Genomic DNA, 19105 nt, shown 5'->3' on the forward strand with positions numbered 1-19105 from the left:
TAGCGCCGACTGCCTTTCGGCCGCCAGTCGGCTGCCTTTCTTAGCTTTGTGTTTTCTCTTACCTCCGAAGATTTTTCCTGCTGATGATTCCACCTATTGCCCTGGCCCTGCACGGCGGCGCCGGCACCATTTCGCCCGCCCTCATGACGCCGGAAAAAGAGCAGGCCTACCAGCAGGCCCTGCGCGAGGCCACGGAAATCGGCTACGCCGTGCTGGCGCGGGGCGGCTCCGCCCTCGATGCCGTGGAGCTGGCTGTGCGCAGCCTCGAAGACTGCCCCTTGTTTAATGCGGGCCGGGGTGCCGTCTTCACCCACGAAGGCCACCACGAAATGGATGCCGCCCTCATGGATGGCCGCAACCGCGCCGCCGGGGCCGTGGCCGGGGTGCGCACTGTGCAGAACCCCATCCGGGCTGCCCGCCTGGTAATGGAGAAAACCGACCATGTGCTGCTGGCTTACCCCGGCGCCGACGAACTGGCCCGGGAGTATGGCCTGGCTACCCAGCCCGAAGAATACTTTTTCACCCAGCACCGCTACGACCAGCTGCAGGAGGCCTTGCGCGAAGGCCGCATGCGCCTCGACCACAGCCAGGCCCTGCCCAACGCTACCGTTCCCGGCGAAACGCCCGCGACGCCTGCCCCGCTAGCCGAGCCGGCAGCTTTCGTGAGCGAAGACCCCAAAAGGAAAATGGGCACCGTGGGCGCCGTGGCCCGCGACGCGCAGGGCCACCTGGCCGCCGCTACCAGCACCGGCGGCATGACCAACAAGCGCTACTCCCGCATCGGCGACTCGCCCATCATCGGGGCTGGCACCTTCGCCGACGACCGTACCTGCGCCATCAGCTGCACCGGCCACGGGGAGTTTTTTCTGCGCGCCATGGTGGCCCACGATATCAGCTGCCTGATGGAGTACCGGGGGCTGAGTCTGGCCGAAGCCTGCCGCGTGGTAGTGCACGACAAGCTGGCGCCCATCGGTGGGGAAGGCGGCCTGGTGGCCGTAGATGCGGCCGGCAACGTGGCGCTGCCCTTCAACTCGGAGGGCATGTACCGCGCCAGCCGTACCGCTGCCGCGCCCCTGTACGTGGGCATCTACCGAGACTAGCTACTCCTTATATATAGGTGTGCAAAACGACGCGCACAAAAAATGCGGGCTTCCCACCGGAAAGCCCGCATTTTTTGTGGAGCCACAAGTCGACTACGATAGGGCCGGGGGTGGGGTAGCGGCCGGGGATGCACTGATTTCCGTGGCGGCGGTTACGGCTGCGTCATGGGTGGCGCGGTCTACGTAGAATTGGCGCTGTTGCATATCATACACGTTGCCTTTAGCCAGCACGTGCATTGTCATGTGCTCGACGGAAAGAGTGGTGCCTTTTTTGGCGGCCGGCGCATTGTTGTGCCGAATGTTGTTGCCATCCATAATAATCACCAGGTTCGAGCCAATGGTTTCGATAAGGTTGCCGTCGGTAATGAGGATGCCGGTGTCCTCGCCCAGGCCAATACCAATAAGCTTGGGGTGCAGGCTCACGGCCTCAATCAGGCGCCCGAACCGCCCGCGCTTCACGAAGTGCGTGTCAATCACCACGTTACTGAGTAAGTTCAGGCCGTGTCCCATCTTCACGGCTCCCTTCAGCAGGGCGTCGGGCACGCTGCCGCCCCGGATCATATTGTGCGACATGGCCATGGCACCGGCGCTGGTACCGGCCATCACGAAGTTGGGCTCGGACTGGTAGCGGGTGGTGAGGCGGTCGAGAAACTCGCTTTCCCCAAACATTTCCTTGAGCCGCGACTGGTTGCCGCCGCTGAACATAATCAGGTCGCAGGCCTGCAGGCGCTCCAGGTACTCGGGCTGCCGGGCGTCTTCGGGCGTGCGAATGTCCATCACGCCCACGTTGCGGCAGTTGAGCATGGCAAAGGACGAGCGGTAGATTTCGCCCACTTCCTCCGGAATCATCGATGCCGTGGTCACCACCTCAATGCGCGGGTCCGTTTTTCCGGATTCTGTTACGACGCGCTTGAGGATGCCCAGCTCGAAAAAGTTGAGGTAATATTTTTTGCGCACACGGGCGCTGGAGTAGGTGCCTTTGTCTTCGTTGCCACCGATGGCAATCAGCTTGCCGAGAGGTTTAAGTGTTTTCAACTGCGGTACTATCAAATGTCAGAATCGATGGAAAGAAACCAGCGGCGTGCTAGCAAGGTTCGCGCCACCTCGGGGCGGTCTACGCCGGCAGCCCCACCAGCGCGTCGAGCGTGCCGGTAGCCACGGTAGGGGTAGTTGGGCCGGGCCTGCGCATATACGGCCTGGGCCCGGCGGCGGCCGTCGGGCGTTGCCAGCAGTGCCTTGTAGAGCGGCACCAGAAACTTGCGCCGCCCTACCCGGAAAAGAAATTTTTCGAGGGCGGCGTTGGCAGGGGCGTAGCCGGCGGCCAGCGCGTGCGGAAACCACGCCGCCAGGATTTCGGAATTGCCGGATGCCGTAAACCCAAACGCCGCGTCCAGGTCGGCCGCTTGCGTAGTCGTGATTTTTGGGGGAAGGCCCTGCAGGAAATGCACCCACTCGTGGCTGCTCCAGTCGGCAGTGGCCAGGCTGGCCGCCGGAGCGCCCTGCTGCCAGGCCCGCCGCGCCGCCTCCACCGCCGCAAACCGCTCCGACTGCACCGGCGGTGCCACGGCCGGGATGCCGGGCTGATCTATCCAGGCCATGAGCTGCAACCGGTCTTCGAGGCCGGGCTCCAGGTCGAGCAGCTCTCGGCGCAGGTAAGCCAGGAAGGAGCTGGTGTCCATCGACTGGAAGCTGTGGCGGGTGAAGTACTCCTTAATAAAGGCATCGAGGCGGGGGCGTCCCACCAGGTGCTCGAGGGTGAGCAGGAGGTAGTCGCCCTTTTCATAGGCAATTTCGTTGAGGCCCTCATCCGGGTCGCGGCCGGCCAGGTGCAGGCGCAGGTGCGTATCGGGGGAGGTTTCGCCCAGCTCGGCCAGGGTGTGGTGCAGGGCGGTGTTGCCCAGCGCCTGCAGCATGTCGGCGTAGGGGCGGCCGTAGAGCTTCTCCATAATGCGCCGCTCGAAGTACACCGTGAAGCCTTCGTTCAGCCAGAAGTCGTTCCAGGTGGCGTTGGTCACGAGGTTGCCGCTCCAGGAATGAGCCAGCTCGTGGGCTACCAGGCTGGTCAGGCTTCGGTCACCGGCCAGGATGGTAGGCGTTACAAATGTTAAACGTGGATTTTCCATGCCCCCAAACGGAAAGGAAGGCGGCAGTACTAATAAATCATACCGCTGCCAGCGGTAAGGGCCGTACAGTTCCTCGGCGGCGGACACCATCAACTCCAGATCCTGAAACTCGCTGGTGGCTGTGGGCAGCGTTGTTGGCTCGGCGTACACGCCGGTGCGGCCACTGAGCGGAGCAAAAGCCAGGTCGCCCACGGCCAGCGCCATCAGGTAAGCCGGAATGGGCTGCGTCATTTGAAAATGATATTCGCCCAGGGCGTTGCGCGTCTGCGGATTCTCGGCACTCATCAGGGCCAGCAGGCTGGAGGGCACGCGCACGGTAGCCTCGTAGGTGAAGCGCACCCCCGGCGAGTCCTGGCAGGGCAGCCAAGTGCGGGCCAGGATAGCCTGCGACTGAGTGAAGAGAAACGGCTGCGTGCCGGCCGTCTGCTCCGGCGTCAGCCATTGCAGGGCCGCCGCGCCCGGCGAGGTGCGGTACCGCACGCTGATGCTTTGGGTACCGGGCGCCAGCTGCACGCGCAGGGCCTGGCCCAGGATGGCATCGGCGGGGGCCAGCTCCCAGCCGGTAGCCGGCCCGGCGGGTGCGTCCAGGGTCACGGCATCAATTTGCAGGTCGCGGGTATCAAGCCAGAGCGTAGTGGCCTCGCTATTCTTCTCCAGCTCCCAGGTAGCCTGACCCGCTAGCGTGCGGGTGGCAAAGTCCACGGTCAGGTCGAGGGCAAGGTGCCGGACGCGCACCTCGGCGGGGCGGGCATAGCTGTGCGGGTCGGAAACGAGCGGCGTAGCAGCGGCGGGTACAGTCATAGGAGAGGCGAAAAAAAGCAGCGGGCGCGGGGCAAAAGCAACGCGGGCAAATATAGCAAAACAGCCTTCCGGCCCGCCGCCATTTTGCTAATGGCCGGAACAGCGAAAACGTGTACCTTGCGCAACGGTGTCGGGGCTCGCGCAGGCGGGCCGGTAACCCTCGGATGGCGTTTAGAGTAGAACGCGCAGCCGGCTCAACAGTTCAGGGCTGACAGCCTGAACCAGTGCCGGGTGTTTTCCAGTTACCAGCCTTATGGCTCTTCACCGCCCTTCTTCATGAAACCACCGATTGCTTCTATATTTTTTTCCACCCTGCTCAGCTGGCTTCTCTGCCTGACGCTGCTGGCCTCAGCTGCCTCCTGCAGCCAGGATCAGCAGAACAAGGTGAAGGCAGCCCTGCCGGGCGCCCTCGGTAAGCCCGGCGGCCCCCAGCCCAAGCTCGACAGTGTGTATGTAGTGCGCCAGATGCTGGCCGAACCTGCGTTCAAGGACCAACTGGAATGGGGCAAGAAATTCTACCGGGAGCGGGACTTCCGCCTGGGCTGGTTCCGGGGCCACGAGCTGGTGCCGCAGGCCAAAACCATGCTCAACGTCATCAACAAGGCCGGCGACGAGGGGCTTGATCCGAAAGACTACAAAATCAAGGACTTCGATAAGCTGTTTGCCGAGTTGGAAGCGGCCCAGATGGATACTACCAGGCGCAACGCGCTGGAAAAGCAGATTGACGTCGCGCTGTCGGGCACGTATTTCAACTGGGCTTCCGATTTTTACCGGGGCACGGTGAACCCGCGCGAGGTAAAAAGCATCGACTGGAACGTGAAGCGCAACAAAATCAAGTTGCATAAGGCGCTCATGACCATCCTCAAGGAGCGCGAAAGCACGTACCCTTATTACGAGTTTGAGCCCCTGCACCCCGAGTATGATCGGCTGAAAAAAGCCCTGGCCGAGTACCGCGAGCTGCAGCGCAACGGCGGCTGGCCCCAGCTGCCCGCCACCACCAAGCTCAAGCCCGGCGACGCCTCGCCCACGGTAGCGCTGCTCCGGCAGCGCCTGCTCAACGAGCCTGCGCCGGCTGCTCCTAAGGCAGTAGCCGTGAATAACACCAGCGGCAACGGGACTACTCCAGGCGCTGCTCCCGCCCCGAAGTATGATGATGAGCTGGTAGGAGCCGTAAAGGAGTTTCAGGAGCTGAATGGTCTGAAGGCCGACGGCGTGGTAGGGGGCGAAACCTTACGCCAGCTTAACGTGCCGCTGCAAAGCCGCATCGAGCAGATTACCCTGAACATGGAGCGGTGGCGCTGGATTCCGAAGCGCTTTGAGCCGAGCTACCTCATGGTGAATATTCCTGACTACAAGCTCCACGTTATCGAAGACAACAAGGAGGTTTTCAACATGCGCGTAATTGTGGGCAAGGCCCTCAACGCTACCCCGGTGTTCAGCGACAAGGTGGAGTTTGTGGTGCTGGCGCCTTACTGGAATGTACCCTACAGCATCATCGATAAGGAGATGCGCCGTGGGCTCAGCAACGACCCGGTGGGTACGCTGAACCGCCTGGATATGGAAGTAGTGAAAGGCTCCGGCGCCAAAGCTACCCCCGTAGATCCTACATCCATCGACTGGGCCAACCTTACGGAGAAGACCTGGAAGTATACCCTGCGCCGCCGCCCGGGGCCCAAAAACGACCTCGGCGACGTGAAGTTTATTTTCCCCAACTCCAATGACGTGTACCTGCACGACACCCCCCACGATGAGTTGTTCAACCAAACCAAGCGCGGCTTTTCGCACGGCTGTGTGCGGGTAGAGGAGCCGATTAAGCTGGCCCAGTACCTGCTGCGCAACAAGAGCGGCTACGATGAAGCCAAGATTCTGGACATAATTTCTCAGGGCAAGGAACAGTACGTTGCCCTGCCCGAAAAGCTGCCTGTGTATCTCGTATACTTCACCTCCTGGGTGGACGAAGCCGGCAAAGTCCACTTCCGCGAAGACATCTACGGCCACGACAAAGCCTTAGCACGCGAGTATTTCGATTAGCCTTCCAAGCTTCGGCGCGCCTTCTTCCGGCGTCCGAACTTCACCGAGACATGCAAGGCCGACCTCATTTACTGAGGTCGGCCTTTTGCGTGGTAGAGAGTATAGTCAGCACCAGCTGATATAACGGCCGCCCTTATGATAAGTAGGCATGGAGAGTAGAAGGAGAGTGTTGTTTACATATGTATTACAATTGTAATCAGGGTTTTCATTTGTAATACATATGTAAACAAGAATTACCGGGGTCACTTCAGCCTTGGAAGGAGTGTAGATGCATGGTTAATGATCGTACATTTGTAATCATTACTTTCAGTTGATATATGGTAGAGCGTATTCGGACCTTACTGGCCGCCCGGCAGCTTACGCCCACGCAGTTTGCCGACCTGATTGGGGTAGGCCGCCCGATTGTCAGTCACATCCTTAGCGGCCGTAACAAGCCGAGCCTGGAAGTCATCCAGAAAGTCATTGCTGCCTTTCCTGATTTAGCCATGCCCTGGCTGCTTTCAGGCGTTGGCCCGATGTGGTCCGGCGAAGAAGATGAAAAGCCTGTAGACGCCGAAAAACCAGTCAAAAAACCGGTGTCTCGGTCCCGGCAAGGCGCGCCAACTGCGCCCGAGTCGGTAATGGCTCCTGTTGTGCCGGTACCAGCGCCGGAGCCGGCACCTCCTGCGGCGGTTCCCACACCGGCCCCCGAAATGCCAGCTACCCCTGTTGTAACTCCCGCGGCTGCTATGGCCAGCATGCCCGCTTCCCCGGCACCGCTTCCAGCACCAGCCTCAGAATCGGTCACCCCTAACACGCAGTTCGCCAATATGCCCTTAGCGGCTTTGGCTGAACCGGATAAAGTCATCCGACGTATAGTTATCTTCTACCAGGACGGCACTTTCTCCGCCTACCAGCCTGAGTAGCGGACCTCCCGCTTTCAGGCAATATCTAGCCAGCGTTTTACAGGCTATGCTGAGCCAGTGCAATTTGTCAGTAGCCTTTATCAGCCTTCTATAAGAAGCCTTACCCGGACCTAACCTTCTATTTTTATCTGACGATTTGGAAGCGTAAAGTGCGGGCATAGTACTACTGGTTAGTAGTGTTACTGTTGTTAGCTAAGTAAGATTATGATGATATTTACTGATATGTTTATCAGATTATTATGTAGGTGAGTGTAATGTTTGGGTTGATGTTTTTTGCTTTAGAATAGCAATTCAGAAGAGTAATATAGATACAATCCGGCTGCGAATGATTTATGGCACGGGTTACGTGTGAGGCCTGCTAAGCTTTTTGACAGTGAGCTGGATCCGGAAAACTGCAAATTTGCAAAGCTAACCTAATTGGCTCTCCGGTTACAGCTGATCAGGTAGTTACTACCGGAAGTTGTTTTGTTTCAAAAGTAAACACTCTATGCATTGTCGCAGCAGATGCAGCCTGTTAGCGCCGAGCTTATTTTAGTGTTTACAAATGTCGGATTGTAAGCCTCCCTAAGTACTGCCCCCGCATAGCAAGAAAGTCAGCGGGCCACAATAACTTCCATCCTTAGGCTATTTCGAAAGGCTTGGCGAAAAGCCGGGCGGTGCTTACCTTTGGCGCATGAAAAATTTCCGTCTGCTCCTCTTGTCCGCCGTCGGCGCTTCCTTGTTTCTGTCGTCCTGTGAACAGGCTCCCGATGCGGAGAAGGACCCCAATGCTGATGCCGCCTATAAGCGCAAGCACCGCACCGAAATGTACCGCGAAGCTCAGCGCAGCAACGTCAACTACTAAATAGCCTTGGCTGGGGGCATCCCGGCTGCCTGCTACATATAGCCGAAAGCCCCGCCGGATCAGTTCCGGCGGGGCTTTCGCGTGAGGGCATTAAGGCAGATAGTACAGCCTTAAGCTAGTAGGCAGCTATGAAAGCCGGCTCGGCCAGCAGGGCGGGCAGGGACTGCGTGGCAGCCCATTCGGTCTCCAGCAGCGCCGCCCAGGTACGCAGGTACAGCACCACGTCGTCGCGCTGGTTGTGGCGCAGGGCGTTGCGGCGTTCGAAGGGAATGGCGGCCCGAATAACAGGATCGGACAGGCGCTCCAGGTGAGTAAGGTCGGTGCGGGTGAAGCCCAGGGCCAGCATTTCGTCGATAGTTTCATCGAAGGGCCGGCCGCTGGTAGGGCAGTAGTCAATGAGCTGCTGCTCCCAGTCGCCGTAGCGCTGCAGGGCACGGGCGTGGATTTCGGCCTTGGTCAGGTGCGTAATCGTCTGGGCCAGGTGCCCGCAGTTGCAGCTGCCCATATGCCCCCACTGGTAGGGTGCTTCGGTCTGTAAACGGTGCGCAGTGGTGCGCAGGGCCTCCAGTACGGCCAATGTGCTCTTCGCCATAGTCAGCAGAGTAAACGAGTTAAAAGTTAGTTGTCCGTTGATAGTTGTCAGATGCTACCATGGTACTGACAACAAGCAACTATGTGCGGACAACTCAGTTAATTCTGTTTATATCAAAGCCATAACCGCCCGTTTTTGTTTTCGTCACAAGGCAAAAGCCTCCCGCCGGTTAAATCAGCGGGAGGCTTTTGCGTGTCAGGATAGCCGTAATGGCCCCGGATTAGCGGCTGGAGGAGCCGCCGCGGCTGTTGCCACCCCGGAAGCGCCGCCGGGCACCTTCGTTGCTGCTGGAGCCACCCGCGGCGGCGGGGCTGCTACCAGCTGCCGGGCGCCGTGGGCCCGAGTTTTCCCGGGGGGCGCGGCTGTTGTCGCGGGGTGGGCGGGCAGAAGCACCTTCCGGCCGGCCCCGGTCGGGGCGTGGGGCGCGGCCGGCGGGGCCTTTGGGGCGCTTGATGGGCGCCCCGCCATGCAGCAGCACGGGTGCCACGTCCTTGGTCAGGTAGGGGTGGTCGTCTACCACGTCCAGCTGGCGCCGGATCAGCTTCTGAATGTCCTGCAGATACGCCCGTTCCTCGTCTTCCACGAAGGTGAGGGCCGTGCCCAGGGCCCCGGCCCGGCCCGTGCGCCCGATGCGGTGCACGTAGGTTTCGGGCTCGTTGGGCACTTCGTAGTTGATAACGTGAGTCAGCTCATCCACGTCGATGCCCCGGGCGGCAATGTCGGTAGCCACCAGCACGCGGGTGGTGCCGGCTTTGAAGTTGCTGAGGGCGCGCTGCCGGTGGTTCTGCGACTTGTTGCCGTGGATGGCTTCGGCCGGGATGTTGGCCTTGGCCAGGGTTTTCACCACCCGGTCGGCGCCATGTTTGGTGCGCGTAAACACCAGCACCCGCCGGATCTGCTTGTCGCCGAGGACGTGCTCCAGCAACGCCGGCTTGTCCTCTTTATCGACCAGATACACGGCCTGCGTCACGGTATCGGCGGTGCTCGACACGGGCGTAACGGCCACCTTCACCGGGTTAGGGCGCAGGATGGTGTTGGCCAGCTCCTGAATCTGGGGCGGCATGGTGGCCGAGAAAAACAGGGTCTGGCGGCGGGCCGGCAGCTTGGGCAGAATGCGGCGGATATCGTGGATAAAGCCCATGTCGAGCATGCGGTCGGCCTCATCCAGCACAAACACTTCAATGTGGCGCAAATCCACGAAGCCCTGGTTCATGAGGTCGAGCAGGCGGCCGGGGGTAGCAATAACCACTTCCACGCCGCGCTTCAGGGCCGAAGTCTGGGGCGTCTGGCCCACGCCCCCAAAGATAACGGTGTGGCGCAGCTTGAGGTGGCGGCCGTAAGCCGCGAAGCTTTCCCCGATCTGAATAGCCAGCTCGCGGGTAGGCGTGAGCACCAGGCAGCGGATGCGCGACTGGGAGTGGCGTTCCACGAGGGCCGTTTGGTGCAGCACCTGCAGAATGGGTACCGTGAAGGCGGCCGTTTTGCCGGTGCCGGTCTGGGCCACCCCCAGCAAATCTTTCCCGTCGAGGACGTGCGGAATGGCTTGCTGCTGGATGGGCGTGGGGGTAGTGTAGCCTTCTTCCTGCAAGGCCTGCAGGATAGGATCAATTAAATTAAGGTCGTCGAAAGACATCAAACAGAAAAAAATGGCCTGGTCGCAATATGTAAGGGCCGGCCGCAATGAATTAGCAAAGGTCGCATATTTGCGGCAAATAGGCTGGCCGGGCAAACACCGGGCCACGTACCCGAGTATACCGAACGTCACCTGAGCCTCGTCAGCGGCTCTTAACCTTCCTTCCAGCTATGCAGATAACCGACCAGAAACTCGTGTACGACGGCCATTTCAAGCTTCGCCTGCTTTCCCTGCAGGATGGCGACGACCAGCTCAAGCGGGAGCGGTTCGAGCCGGGCAGGTCGGTGGCAGCCCTGGTGCTGGACACCGCGCAGCAGCGCTACCTGTTCGTGCGCCAGTACCGTATCGGGCCCGAGGAGGAGATACTGGAAATTCCGGCCGGCATGCTCGACCCCGGCGAAAGCGTCGAGACGGCCATCCGGCGGGAGCTGCAGGAAGAGCTGGGCTACGACGTGGACCACCTGGAGTCCCTGGCCGAGTTCTACGCCTCGCCCGGCACCAGCGCCGAGCTGATGAGCGTATTCTACGCCGAAGTCAGCCACCAGTCGGGGGCCGGTGGGGGGCTGGCGAGTGAGGGCGAAAAGCTGGATGTGGTGCCGCTGACCTGGGAGGAAATGCTGGCCCAGCGCTTTTTGGATGCCAAGACGTTTGCCGCCGTGCAGTGGGCTCAGCTGCGCCGGAAATAACCCTGTTTACTCATTTGTATATGCATGAAAAGCCCTGTTTTCGTGCGAAAACAGGGCTTTTCATTTGGGTAAATTCCGATATTACTGCGTATTGACTATGTACTCGAAGTCTTCTTTCAGCTTGGCATCGTTGATTATCACGCGCAAAGCCTGAGGTTCGGGTGTTTTAACAAATGGAATAATACGCTGGCTTTTGTATAAGTCGCGGTTCCAGAAGCGGCCGTCGCCGTTGGGCAGAGACGGAATGTTGAGCAGCTCCTTTTCGTCCTTATCCTTTACCACCAGGCTCAGGTAAGACGGGTTGGCGTTGGTAGAGCCGCGGCGCAGCATCGTCACGACCAGCACCCCGCCGGCGGGCAGGTTGTTGAGGCGGCGCTGGTAAGCGGAGTCGGCCCAGGTGGTGTACTTGCGCTGCTCGTTCAGCTCCAGCAGCAGCTCGGCGTAGGGGCGGTACGCCAGGCGCGTCACGCTGGCCGATACCTCCGCATCTTCGTCGGTGTTCTTGGTTACGTTCTGCACGTACTGGCACTCCTCGTCTTTTTTCGGACGGAGGTACTTTTTACGCTCCGTTTGCACCTGGGCCGAGGCAGCCAGGGTGGAGAACAGAGCCAGCAGAAGGAAAAACTGTTTCATGCAAGAAATAATTAGACAAAACGAAGTTAAAAAGCCTTGATTACTGGACAAAGGTAAGAAAGCTCCTGCACACCCGCACTATGGCCGCGCCGCTTCACGCAAGCATAAAGCATAGATAATGGCTGCGTAACTTCTTCTGAATGTGCGTGGTGTTGCTTTGCACATAGCTTGTGTGTCACAGCGAAAGTCTACCTATGAAAACGAAGGTGCGTCGTCGGCGCGTGGAGGTAGTCGTTATTTCAGACGTGCATCTGGGCACCTATGGCTGCCACGCCACGGAGCTGCTGCGGTACCTGAAAAGCATCCGCCCCAAAACCCTGGTGCTCAACGGCGACATCGTGGACATCTGGCAGTTCAGCAAAAGCTACTGGCCGGCTGCCCACATGCGCGTAGTGCGCCACCTGGCCGGGCTGGCCGCCAAGGGTACCCGTATCTACTACCTCACCGGCAACCACGACGAGCTGCTGCGCAAATTTGCCGGTACCCGCCTCGGCGCCCTCACCCTCGACAACAAGCTGGTGCTGGAGCTGCCCCACGGCCGGGCCTGGTTTTTTCATGGCGACGTGTTCGACGTGACCATGCGCCACGCCCGCTGGCTGGCCCGCCTGGGTGGCCACGGCTACGATCTGCTGATTCTGCTCAACCGCCTCGTCAACTTCGGGCTGCAGAAGCTGGGCCGGCCCCGCGTGGCTTTGTCGAAGGCCGTGAAGGACCGCGTGAAAAGTGCCGTGCGCCTGGTGGGGGACTTCGAGCAGACCGCTGCCGACATTGCCGGGGAGCGGGGCTACCAGTTCGTAGCCTGCGGCCACATCCACTGCCCCGAAATCAAAACGCTGACCACCGCCCACGGCCCGGTTCAGTACCTGAACTCCGGCGACTGGGTGGAAAATCTCACCGCCCTAGAGTACACCGCCGCCACCGGCTGGCACCTCTACCGCTACGCCGACGACCCCCGAATGCAGCTCCCGGACCCTAACTCGGAAACGGATGAGGCCGACGATACCGACCGGGCCGCCGATGCTGCCCCGGCCGCCCTGCTGCAGGGCTTGCTGGCCGAGCTAAGCCTACGCACGGCGCCTGCGGAGGAATAGAAAATTTGCCGCATCTTGCCGGTCGGGCTTACTACTGCCGAAAAGCCCGGGGCTGCGTGTCGGTCTGCTTTCGGCCCACCGTTTCGTTTTCTGATGCCACGTATTCTGTATGCTATCCAGGGCACCGGCAACGGCCACTTGGCCCGCTCCCTCGATATTGTGCCCCTGCTGCAGGAGCGCGCCTCCCACCTCGACGTGCTCATCAGCGGGCCGCCCTCTGATATTCAGCTGCCCTATCCGGTGCGCTACCGCTGCCACGGCATGGGCTTTATCTTCGGCAAAAGCGGGGGCATCAGCTTCAGCAAGACCTTTGCCCAGCTCAACGCCCCGGCCCTGCTGCGCCAAACCCGGGAGCTGCCGGTGAAGGACTACGACCTGGTGATAAATGACTTCGAGCCGGTTTCGGCGTGGGCCTGCTGGCTGCGGCAGGTGCCCTGCGTGGCCCTCAGCCACCAGAGTGCCGTGCTAGGCCCGCAGGCCCCGCGCCCGCGCCGGCCCGACCCGGTGGGCCACGCCGTGCTGCGCCACTACGCGCCCTCCACGGCCCACTACGGCTTCCACTTCGAGCGCTACGACGAGCACACCTTCACGCCCGTTATCCGCCGGCAGGTGCGCGAGCTGACGCCCCAGAACGACGGCCACTACACCGTGTACCTGCCCGCCTATGATGAGGAAACCCTGGTAAGCCGTCTGCGCCACATCAGCCGCGATGTGGCCTGGGAAGTGTTCAGCAAGCACAGCCAGCAGGAGTCCCAGCACGGCAATGTGCGGGTACGGCCGGTGAGCGGGACGGCCTTCACCGACAGCTTGGCCCGCAGCGCCGGGGTATTCTGCGGGGCCGGGTTCGAAACGCCCGCCGAGGCCCTGTACCTAGGTAAGAAACTGCTGGTGGTGCCCATGAAAAACCAGTACGAGCAGGCCTGCAATGCCGCCTCCCTGGCCCACCTGGGCGTGCCCGTGGTGAAAAGCCTGAAAGACAAGCACCTGACCGGGGTAGAGGAGTGGCTCCGCTTTGGTCGCCCCATCCCGGTAGACTACCCTGACGAAACCGGCCGCATCATCGACCGGCTATTGATGGAGCAGTTGGGCCGCAAGCGCCATTAGTTGTTGGAATCTGTCATGCTGAGCGCAGTCGAAGCATCTCTACCTCTGGCTATTCAAGAGCCTTACAACGAAGCGGCAGAGATGCTTCGACTTCGCTCAGCATGACAGCCGGTTTTCTTTACTATCCATATAGCTTAGCTAACAGCTGACGGCCAACAGCTCCCTTTTTCATGTCCGAACTGCCCGCGGCGTTTTTCCCGCCGACCTCGCCCGCCGCCTTTTCCCGCGCCGACTTTGGAGCCGACTTTCACTGGGGCACTTCAGCGGCGGCTTACCAGACGGAGGGAGCCTGGCAGGCTGACGGCAAAGGACCCAGCATCTGGGACGAGTTTGTGCACCGCCGCGGGCGCATCAAGGGCGGCGCCACGGCCGACGTGGCTACTGACTTCTACCACCGCTGGCCCGAGGACCTGGACTTGATGCGTGGGCTGCACCTGCCCAACTTCCGGTTTTCAGTGGCCTGGTCGCGGGTGCTGCCGCAGGGGCGAGGGGCCGCCAACCCCGCGGGCCTCGATTTCTACGACCGGCTGGTGGATGGCTGCCTGGAACGGGGCATCGAGCCGTGGGTGACACTCTATCATTGGGATTTGCCGGCCGCCCTGCAGCGCCAGGGCGGCTGGGCGCACCGCGACGTGGTGGGCTGGTTCACGGATTACGCCCAGCTAATGGCCCAGCGCCTCGGCGACCGGGTGCGACACTGGATAGTGCTGAACGAGCCGCTGGCCTTCGTGGGCGTGGGGCATCTGCTGGGCATCCACGCGCCTGGTCGCCGCAGTTTGCCCGCATTTCTGGCGGCTACCCACCACGCGGCCCTGGCCCAGGCCGAGGGCGGCCGGGCTTTGCGAGCCACACTGCCCGCCGGGACACAAATCGGGACCAGCTTCTCGGGCTCCCACGTGCAGCCCTGGCGCCCCGGCCTGCCCCGCGACGAAGCCGCTGCCCGCCGCGCCGATGCCGCCTTCAACCGGATGTTCATTGAGCCGGCCCTGGGGCTGGGCTACCCCGTAGCCGATTTGCCCGTGCTGCGCCGCCTGGAGCGCTACCACCGCCCCGGCGACGAGCAGCGGCTGCCCTTCGACTTCGACTTCCTGGGCGTGCAGAACTACACCCGTGAGGTAATAGGGTTTGCGCCCTACGTGCCGCTGGTGTGGGCTCGGCTGGTGAGTGCGCGCCGCCGCGGGGTGCCCATCACCAGCATGGGCTGGGAAGTGTACCCTGAAAGCATCTACCACCTGCTCAAGAAGGTGGCCGCTTACCCCAATGCCCAGCGCCTGGTCGTCACCGAAAACGGGGCCGCCTTCCCTGACACTCTCACCTCCGACGGCCGCGTGCCCGACCCCGCCCGGCAGTCGTTTCTGCGGGCCTGCATCGGACAGGTCCTGCGGGCGCGGCGGGAAGGCGTGCCGGTGGATGGCTACTTTGTGTGGTCGTTTACCGACAACTTTGAATGGGCCGAGGGCTACCACCCACGCTTCGGGCTGGTCCACGTCGATTACGAAACCCAGCAGCGTACCATTAAGGACTCGGGGCACTGGTACGGGCTGCTGCTGGCGGGGGAGGAGGTGTAGGAGCCCCGCCACAAACGGTCTGCGAGGCGCTTCATGATTCTATAATGACGGGGTAAAGTTGCCGTAACGGCCCGCCGGTAGCTTTGGCGCATTCAACCACCAGCAAACTTTTCGTTGATGCGTACAACTTTACTTGCCAGTTTCGGCGTGGGCCTTGCCGGGCTGCTCGGCGTTTCCCGGGCTCAGGCGCAAACCATTGGCTGGCCAACCACCACAATGGTAGCCACTGAAAACGAGGGCACCATTCGCCTGCCCATCAGCCTCCAGAATGCCGGCGCGGCAGCCAGTACCGTGGAGGTAGCGCTGGTGCCGGGGCTGAGCACGGCCACCGTGGGCTCGGATTTTACCTTCACTACCCAAACCGTCACGTTCCCAGGCGGGGCTACCACCGGGCAGGAGCTCACCATAGCCCTCACCGACGACCAGCTAAGCGAAGGCGCCGAGTACTTTACCCTGCAGCTGCGCACGCCCACCAATGGGACGGTAGCGGCCGGCAAGGGGGAGGTGCTGGTGTACATAAAAGACAACGACGACGCGGCCCCGGCCCGCACCGGGCGCCTGGGTTTGCGGCATCTGGGTTCGTACCAGAACGGAGAGGCCGGCAAAAACTCGGCGGAAATCATTGCCTTCGACCCCGGTAGCAAGCGGCTGTTTGTGGCTAACTCCATTGGAGGTAAGCTGGATATCCTCGATATGACCAAACCCGCCCAGCTGGAACCGGTAGCTTCGCTTGACATCAAACCCTTCGGCAACATCAACTCCGTGGCCGTGCGCGACGGGGTGGTGGCCTGTGCCGTGGAAAACGCCGCTCCCCAGCAGAATGGCAGCGTGGTGCTCTTCGACCAGCAAGGCACGCTACTGAAGCAGCTGACCGTAGGCGCCCTGCCCGACATGATTACCTTTTCGCCCGACGGCAAGCTGCTGCTGACGGCCAATGAGGGCGAGCCGAAATCCGACTACAGCCTTGACCCCGAGGGCTCGGTATCCATCATCGACCTGACGGGTGGGGTGGCCGGCCTCAGCCAGGAGAGCGTGACGACGGTCGGCTTCAGCAGCTACAACGGCCAGGCCGCCCAGCTTCGGCAGGCGGGCATCCGACTGTACGGGGGCACCGCGGCCGCGCCCAGCTCCGTGGCCCAGGACCTGGAACCGGAGTACGTGGCCGTGTCGGCCGATTCGCGCGTGGCCTACATAACGCTGCAGGAAAATAACGCCATTGCTACCCTCGACCTCACAACCAAACAGTTCACGGCCCTGCACCCGGCCGGCTATCAGGACCATAGCCAGGCCGGCTTTGCGCTGGATGCGTCCGACAAAACCGCCGACGTGCTGCTGGCCAGCTGGCCCATTAAAGGCATGCGCCAGCCCGATGCCCTGGCCGCGTTTGAGGTGGCCGGGCAGCGCTACCTCATCACGGCCAACGAGGGCGACGCCCGCGAGTACTCGGCCCTGACGGAGGCCGTGCGCCTGAAGGATTTGCCCCTGGATGCCGCCGCGTTTCCGCAGGCCGCCCTGCTGAAGGATGAGCAAGCCCTGGGCCGCCTGAACGTGACCAACCGCCTGGGCGACACCGACGGCGACGGGGACTTCGATGAAATCTATGCCTTTGGAGGCCGGTCCTTCAGCGTTTATAATGCCAGCACCGGGGCGCTGGTCCACGACAGTGGCAATTTGCTGGAGCGCCTCACGAGCACCGACCCCGCGTTTGGCAGCATCTTCAACGCCAGCAACACCACCGGCGCACCCGCCCGCAAGAACCGCTCCGACGACAAGGGGCCCGAGCCCGAAGGGGTAGCCGTAGCAACCCTGCGCGACACGGTATACGCCTTCGTTTCGCTGGAGCGCATGGGCGGCGTGGCCGTGTTCAACCTGAACGACCCCGCCGCGCCCGAGCTGGTGCAGTACGTAAACAACCGCAGCCTCACGGCCGGCACCGGCGACCAGGGCCCCGAGGGCATTATTGTGGTAGCGGCCGAAAACAGCCCTACCGGTAAGCCGCTGCTGCTGCTGGCCAACGAGGTAAGCAGCTCGGTGGGGGGTGTATGAAATTCAGCTCAGGGGCACCGTTACGGCCAGCCGTCCGACCGTAGCCGGCCCGCCTTTGCGCGTGTACCCCAACCCCAGCCAGGGCCAGGAAGTGCAGCTAAGCCGGCCCGCCGCTGGCGCCCTATACAACCCACTGGGGCAACTGGTGCGCACGTTCCCGAAAACCGCCCGCCTTTCCACGGCCGGCATGACGCCCGGCGTGTACTTGCTCCGCACCACGGACGGCACCGGCACGCGGCTGGTAGTGCAGTAACCATTGCTCTTCCGAACTTACTGGCAGGCCCCCGTTCCATCAGAGCGAACGGGGGCTTTTGCGTTCCGGGTGTTCGAGGCAAATAGTTCTGAAAGGTGGTAGCGGCCCTTTTGGCAGAATGGGTAACTTGCCCCGGCCTGCCCGGGTAGGGCGGTGCCGTGTTCTATCCGCCGCCTTATCCCTCATGCTACTCACGATTACCACCACCCACCAGCCCGCTACCGACCTGGGCTACCTCCTGCACAAGAACCCGGCGCGCCTCCAGAGCCTGGAAATTACCGGCGGGCAGGCGCACATCTTTTACCCCGAAGCCACCCCGGAGCGCTGCACCGCCGCCCTGCTGCTCGACATCGACCCCGTGGCGCTGGTGCGCAGCCACCGGGGGCCGGCCGGCGAAGGGTTTGCCCTGGAGCAGTACGTGAACGACCGGCCGTACGTGGCTTCCTCGTTTCTGAGCGCGGCCCTGGTCAAGGCCTTCAACACGGCCATGAACGGCACCTGCAAGGACCGCCCCGCGCTGCCCGAGGTGCTGCTGCCCCTCGAAGCCACCGTGGCCGTGATGCCCGCCGCCAGTGCCGAGCAGCTGCGCCGCCTGTTTGTCCCGCTGGGCTACGAAGTAGAAACCGAGGCGCACCTGCTCGACTCCAAGCAGCCGGACTGGGGCAACAGCTGCTACTTCACGCTGCGCCTGCGCCACCCGGCCCTGCGCGTGCGCGACCTGCTGAGCCACCTCTACGTGCTCATTCCGGTGCTCGACCGGGGCGACAAGCACTACTGGATCAGCCGGGAAGAAGCCGATAAGCTGCTGCGGCGCGGGGGCGAGTGGCTCCCGCGCCACCCCGAGCGGGAGTTTATCACGCGCCGCTACCTGCGCTTCGCCGAGTTCGTGAACCCCACGCTGGAACGTCTGCTGGCTGATGATTCACTCGATGAGGAAACTCCGGAAACCATTGCCGATTTCCCGGCGGGTGCTGTGGTAGATACTCCTGAGTCCTCCGACGTAGTAGGTGCCAGCGCGCCGGCAGACGGGGACGCGCCAGCTAAGCAAAACCTCCACGACCTGCGCCTGGACCGCGTGACCGAGGAAATTCGGCAACTGGGGGCCAAGCGGGTGCTGGATTTGGGGTGCGGGGAAGGCAAGCTGGTGCGCCGCCTGCTGAAAAATGGGAGTATCGAGCATATCCTGGCCCTGGATGTATCGTGGCGGGAGCTGGAGCGGGCCCAGCAGCGGCTGCACGTGGCCGAAATGCCCCCGCGCCAGCGCGAGCGGCTTACGCTCACCCAAGGCTCCTTGCTCTACCACGATGCCCGCCTGGCCGGCTACGACGCGGCGGCCGTGGTAGAAGTCATCGAGCACCTGGATGAAAGCCGGCTGGCGGCCTTCGAGCAGGTGGTCTTTGCCCGCGCCCGCCCCGGCGCCGTGCTCGTTACCACCCCCAACGCCGACTACAACCAGCGCTACGAAGCCCTGGCCGCCGGCGACTTCCGCCACCACGACCACCGCTTCGAATGGACCAGGGCGCAGTTCGCCGCGTGGGCCGAAGGCATAGCCGAACGGCACGGCTACCGGGTACGCATTGAGCCCCTGGGCCCCGAAGCCCCCGAAGTAGGCGCCCCCTCGCAGCTGGCCGTGTTTGAGCAGTAAGCTGAGGACAGAGAAGCAATCAGGAACGACATGTTTCGTGGAGCTCGGTA

At 62.1% G+C, this 19105-nt stretch carries 16 protein-coding genes; 11 read left to right on the forward strand and 5 right to left on the reverse strand.

Annotated features, from left to right (window positions below; genetic code table 11):
- Positions 1-83 precede the first annotated feature (83 nt).
- Positions 84-1100 carry an isoaspartyl peptidase/L-asparaginase family protein gene (locus tag LRS06_RS19245; RefSeq protein WP_257872995.1) on the forward strand — a complete coding sequence of 339 codons (1017 nt, stop codon included), beginning with the start codon at positions 84-86 and terminating at the stop codon, positions 1098-1100.
- A gap of 93 nt (positions 1101-1193) precedes the next feature.
- On the opposite strand, the gene LRS06_RS19250 is transcribed toward LRS06_RS19245, so the two are convergent.
- Together LRS06_RS19250 and LRS06_RS19255 are read right to left on the reverse strand one after the other, a co-directional pair.
- On the reverse strand, positions 1194-2135 hold the full coding sequence (locus LRS06_RS19250) for a cyanophycinase (RefSeq protein ID WP_257872996.1): 942 nt from the start codon (positions 2133-2135) through the stop codon (positions 1194-1196).
- Between the two features lie 11 nt (positions 2136-2146).
- Positions 2147-4024, reverse strand: coding sequence for a M1 family metallopeptidase (locus LRS06_RS19255; protein ID WP_257872997.1), 1878 nt, complete (start codon positions 4022-4024; stop codon positions 2147-2149).
- A 276-nt stretch (positions 4025-4300) separates the two neighbouring features.
- On the opposite strand from LRS06_RS19255, the gene LRS06_RS19260 reads away from it, so the two are divergent.
- The 3 genes from LRS06_RS19260 (at position 4301) to LRS06_RS19270 (ending at position 7804) form a co-directional block, all read left to right on the forward strand.
- A complete protein-coding gene (locus tag LRS06_RS19260; protein WP_257872998.1) occupies positions 4301-6055 on the forward strand; it encodes a murein L,D-transpeptidase in 1755 nt (584 codons plus the stop codon).
- Positions 6056-6372: 317 nt separating this feature from the next.
- Positions 6373-6960 (forward strand): helix-turn-helix domain-containing protein, encoded by a 588-nt coding sequence (locus tag LRS06_RS19265; RefSeq protein WP_257872999.1) that lies wholly within the window; start codon positions 6373-6375, stop codon positions 6958-6960.
- A 673-nt stretch (positions 6961-7633) separates the two neighbouring features.
- On the forward strand, positions 7634-7804 hold the full coding sequence (locus LRS06_RS19270; RefSeq protein ID WP_196954970.1) for a hypothetical protein: 171 nt from the start codon (positions 7634-7636) through the stop codon (positions 7802-7804).
- A gap of 115 nt (positions 7805-7919) precedes the next feature.
- On the opposite strand, the gene LRS06_RS19275 is transcribed toward LRS06_RS19270, so the two are convergent.
- A complete protein-coding gene (locus LRS06_RS19275; protein WP_257873000.1) occupies positions 7920-8396 on the reverse strand; it encodes a hypothetical protein in 477 nt (158 codons plus the stop codon).
- 220 nt (positions 8397-8616) lie between these two features.
- Positions 8617-10029 (reverse strand): DEAD/DEAH box helicase, encoded by a 1413-nt coding sequence (locus LRS06_RS19280; protein WP_257873001.1) that lies wholly within the window; start codon positions 10027-10029, stop codon positions 8617-8619.
- Between the two features lie 170 nt (positions 10030-10199).
- Here LRS06_RS19280 and LRS06_RS19285 point away from each other — a divergent pair, with 170 nt between their 5' ends.
- The gene (locus LRS06_RS19285) at positions 10200-10715 is read left to right on the forward strand and encodes an NUDIX hydrolase (RefSeq protein WP_257873002.1); all 516 of its coding nucleotides are present in this window, start codon (positions 10200-10202) and stop codon (positions 10713-10715) included.
- A gap of 81 nt (positions 10716-10796) precedes the next feature.
- Here LRS06_RS19285 and LRS06_RS19290 read toward each other — a convergent pair whose 3' ends face one another.
- The gene (locus LRS06_RS19290) at positions 10797-11348 is read right to left on the reverse strand and encodes a hypothetical protein (RefSeq protein WP_257873003.1); all 552 of its coding nucleotides are present in this window, start codon (positions 11346-11348) and stop codon (positions 10797-10799) included.
- A gap of 194 nt (positions 11349-11542) precedes the next feature.
- On the opposite strand from LRS06_RS19290, the gene LRS06_RS19295 reads away from it, so the two are divergent.
- The 6 genes from LRS06_RS19295 (at position 11543) to LRS06_RS19320 (ending at position 19055) form a co-directional block, all read left to right on the forward strand.
- Positions 11543-12439 (forward strand): UDP-2,3-diacylglucosamine diphosphatase, encoded by an 897-nt coding sequence (locus LRS06_RS19295; protein ID WP_257873004.1) that lies wholly within the window; start codon positions 11543-11545, stop codon positions 12437-12439.
- A 93-nt stretch (positions 12440-12532) separates the two neighbouring features.
- Entirely contained in the window at positions 12533-13543 is a 1011-nt protein-coding gene (locus LRS06_RS19300; protein ID WP_257873005.1) for a glycosyltransferase family protein, read from the forward strand.
- Between the two features lie 170 nt (positions 13544-13713).
- Positions 13714-15111 carry a GH1 family beta-glucosidase gene (locus LRS06_RS19305; RefSeq protein ID WP_257873006.1) on the forward strand — a complete coding sequence of 466 codons (1398 nt, stop codon included), beginning with the start codon at positions 13714-13716 and terminating at the stop codon, positions 15109-15111.
- A gap of 117 nt (positions 15112-15228) precedes the next feature.
- Complete coding sequence (locus tag LRS06_RS19310; RefSeq protein WP_257873007.1) at positions 15229-17157, forward strand: choice-of-anchor I family protein; 1929 nt, start codon at positions 15229-15231, stop codon at positions 17155-17157.
- Complete coding sequence (locus LRS06_RS19315; RefSeq protein WP_257873008.1) at positions 17150-17410, forward strand: T9SS type A sorting domain-containing protein; 261 nt, start codon at positions 17150-17152, stop codon at positions 17408-17410. The genes LRS06_RS19310 and LRS06_RS19315 overlap by 8 nt, the downstream gene beginning before the upstream one ends.
- A 184-nt stretch (positions 17411-17594) precedes the next feature.
- Positions 17595-19055 carry a 3' terminal RNA ribose 2'-O-methyltransferase Hen1 gene (locus LRS06_RS19320; RefSeq protein ID WP_257873009.1) on the forward strand — a complete coding sequence of 487 codons (1461 nt, stop codon included), beginning with the start codon at positions 17595-17597 and terminating at the stop codon, positions 19053-19055.
- Positions 19056-19105 lie beyond the last annotated feature (50 nt).

This window comes from Hymenobacter sp. J193 (assembly GCF_024700075.1).
Classification (GTDB): Bacteria; Bacteroidota; Bacteroidia; order Cytophagales; family Hymenobacteraceae; genus Hymenobacter.

Coding starts and splice junctions, on each gene's coding strand:
- LRS06_RS19245 (WP_257872995.1), top strand. CDS start 84: ATGATTCCACCTATTGCCCTGGCCCTGCACGGCGGCGCCGGCACCATT.
- LRS06_RS19255 (WP_257872997.1), bottom strand. CDS start 4,024: ATGACTGTACCCGCCGCTGCTACGCCGCTCGTTTCCGACCCGCACAGC.
- LRS06_RS19260 (WP_257872998.1), top strand. CDS start 4,301: ATGAAACCACCGATTGCTTCTATATTTTTTTCCACCCTGCTCAGCTGG.
- LRS06_RS19265 (WP_257872999.1), top strand. CDS start 6,373: ATGGTAGAGCGTATTCGGACCTTACTGGCCGCCCGGCAGCTTACGCCC.
- LRS06_RS19270 (WP_196954970.1), top strand. CDS start 7,634: ATGAAAAATTTCCGTCTGCTCCTCTTGTCCGCCGTCGGCGCTTCCTTG.
- LRS06_RS19275 (WP_257873000.1), bottom strand. CDS start 8,396: ATGGCGAAGAGCACATTGGCCGTACTGGAGGCCCTGCGCACCACTGCG.
- LRS06_RS19280 (WP_257873001.1), bottom strand. CDS start 10,029: ATGTCTTTCGACGACCTTAATTTAATTGATCCTATCCTGCAGGCCTTG.
- LRS06_RS19285 (WP_257873002.1), top strand. CDS start 10,200: ATGCAGATAACCGACCAGAAACTCGTGTACGACGGCCATTTCAAGCTT.
- LRS06_RS19290 (WP_257873003.1), bottom strand. CDS start 11,348: ATGAAACAGTTTTTCCTTCTGCTGGCTCTGTTCTCCACCCTGGCTGCC.
- LRS06_RS19295 (WP_257873004.1), top strand. CDS start 11,543: ATGAAAACGAAGGTGCGTCGTCGGCGCGTGGAGGTAGTCGTTATTTCA.
- LRS06_RS19300 (WP_257873005.1), top strand. CDS start 12,533: ATGCCACGTATTCTGTATGCTATCCAGGGCACCGGCAACGGCCACTTG.
- LRS06_RS19305 (WP_257873006.1), top strand. CDS start 13,714: ATGTCCGAACTGCCCGCGGCGTTTTTCCCGCCGACCTCGCCCGCCGCC.
- LRS06_RS19310 (WP_257873007.1), top strand. CDS start 15,229: ATGCGTACAACTTTACTTGCCAGTTTCGGCGTGGGCCTTGCCGGGCTG.
- LRS06_RS19320 (WP_257873009.1), top strand. CDS start 17,595: ATGCTACTCACGATTACCACCACCCACCAGCCCGCTACCGACCTGGGC.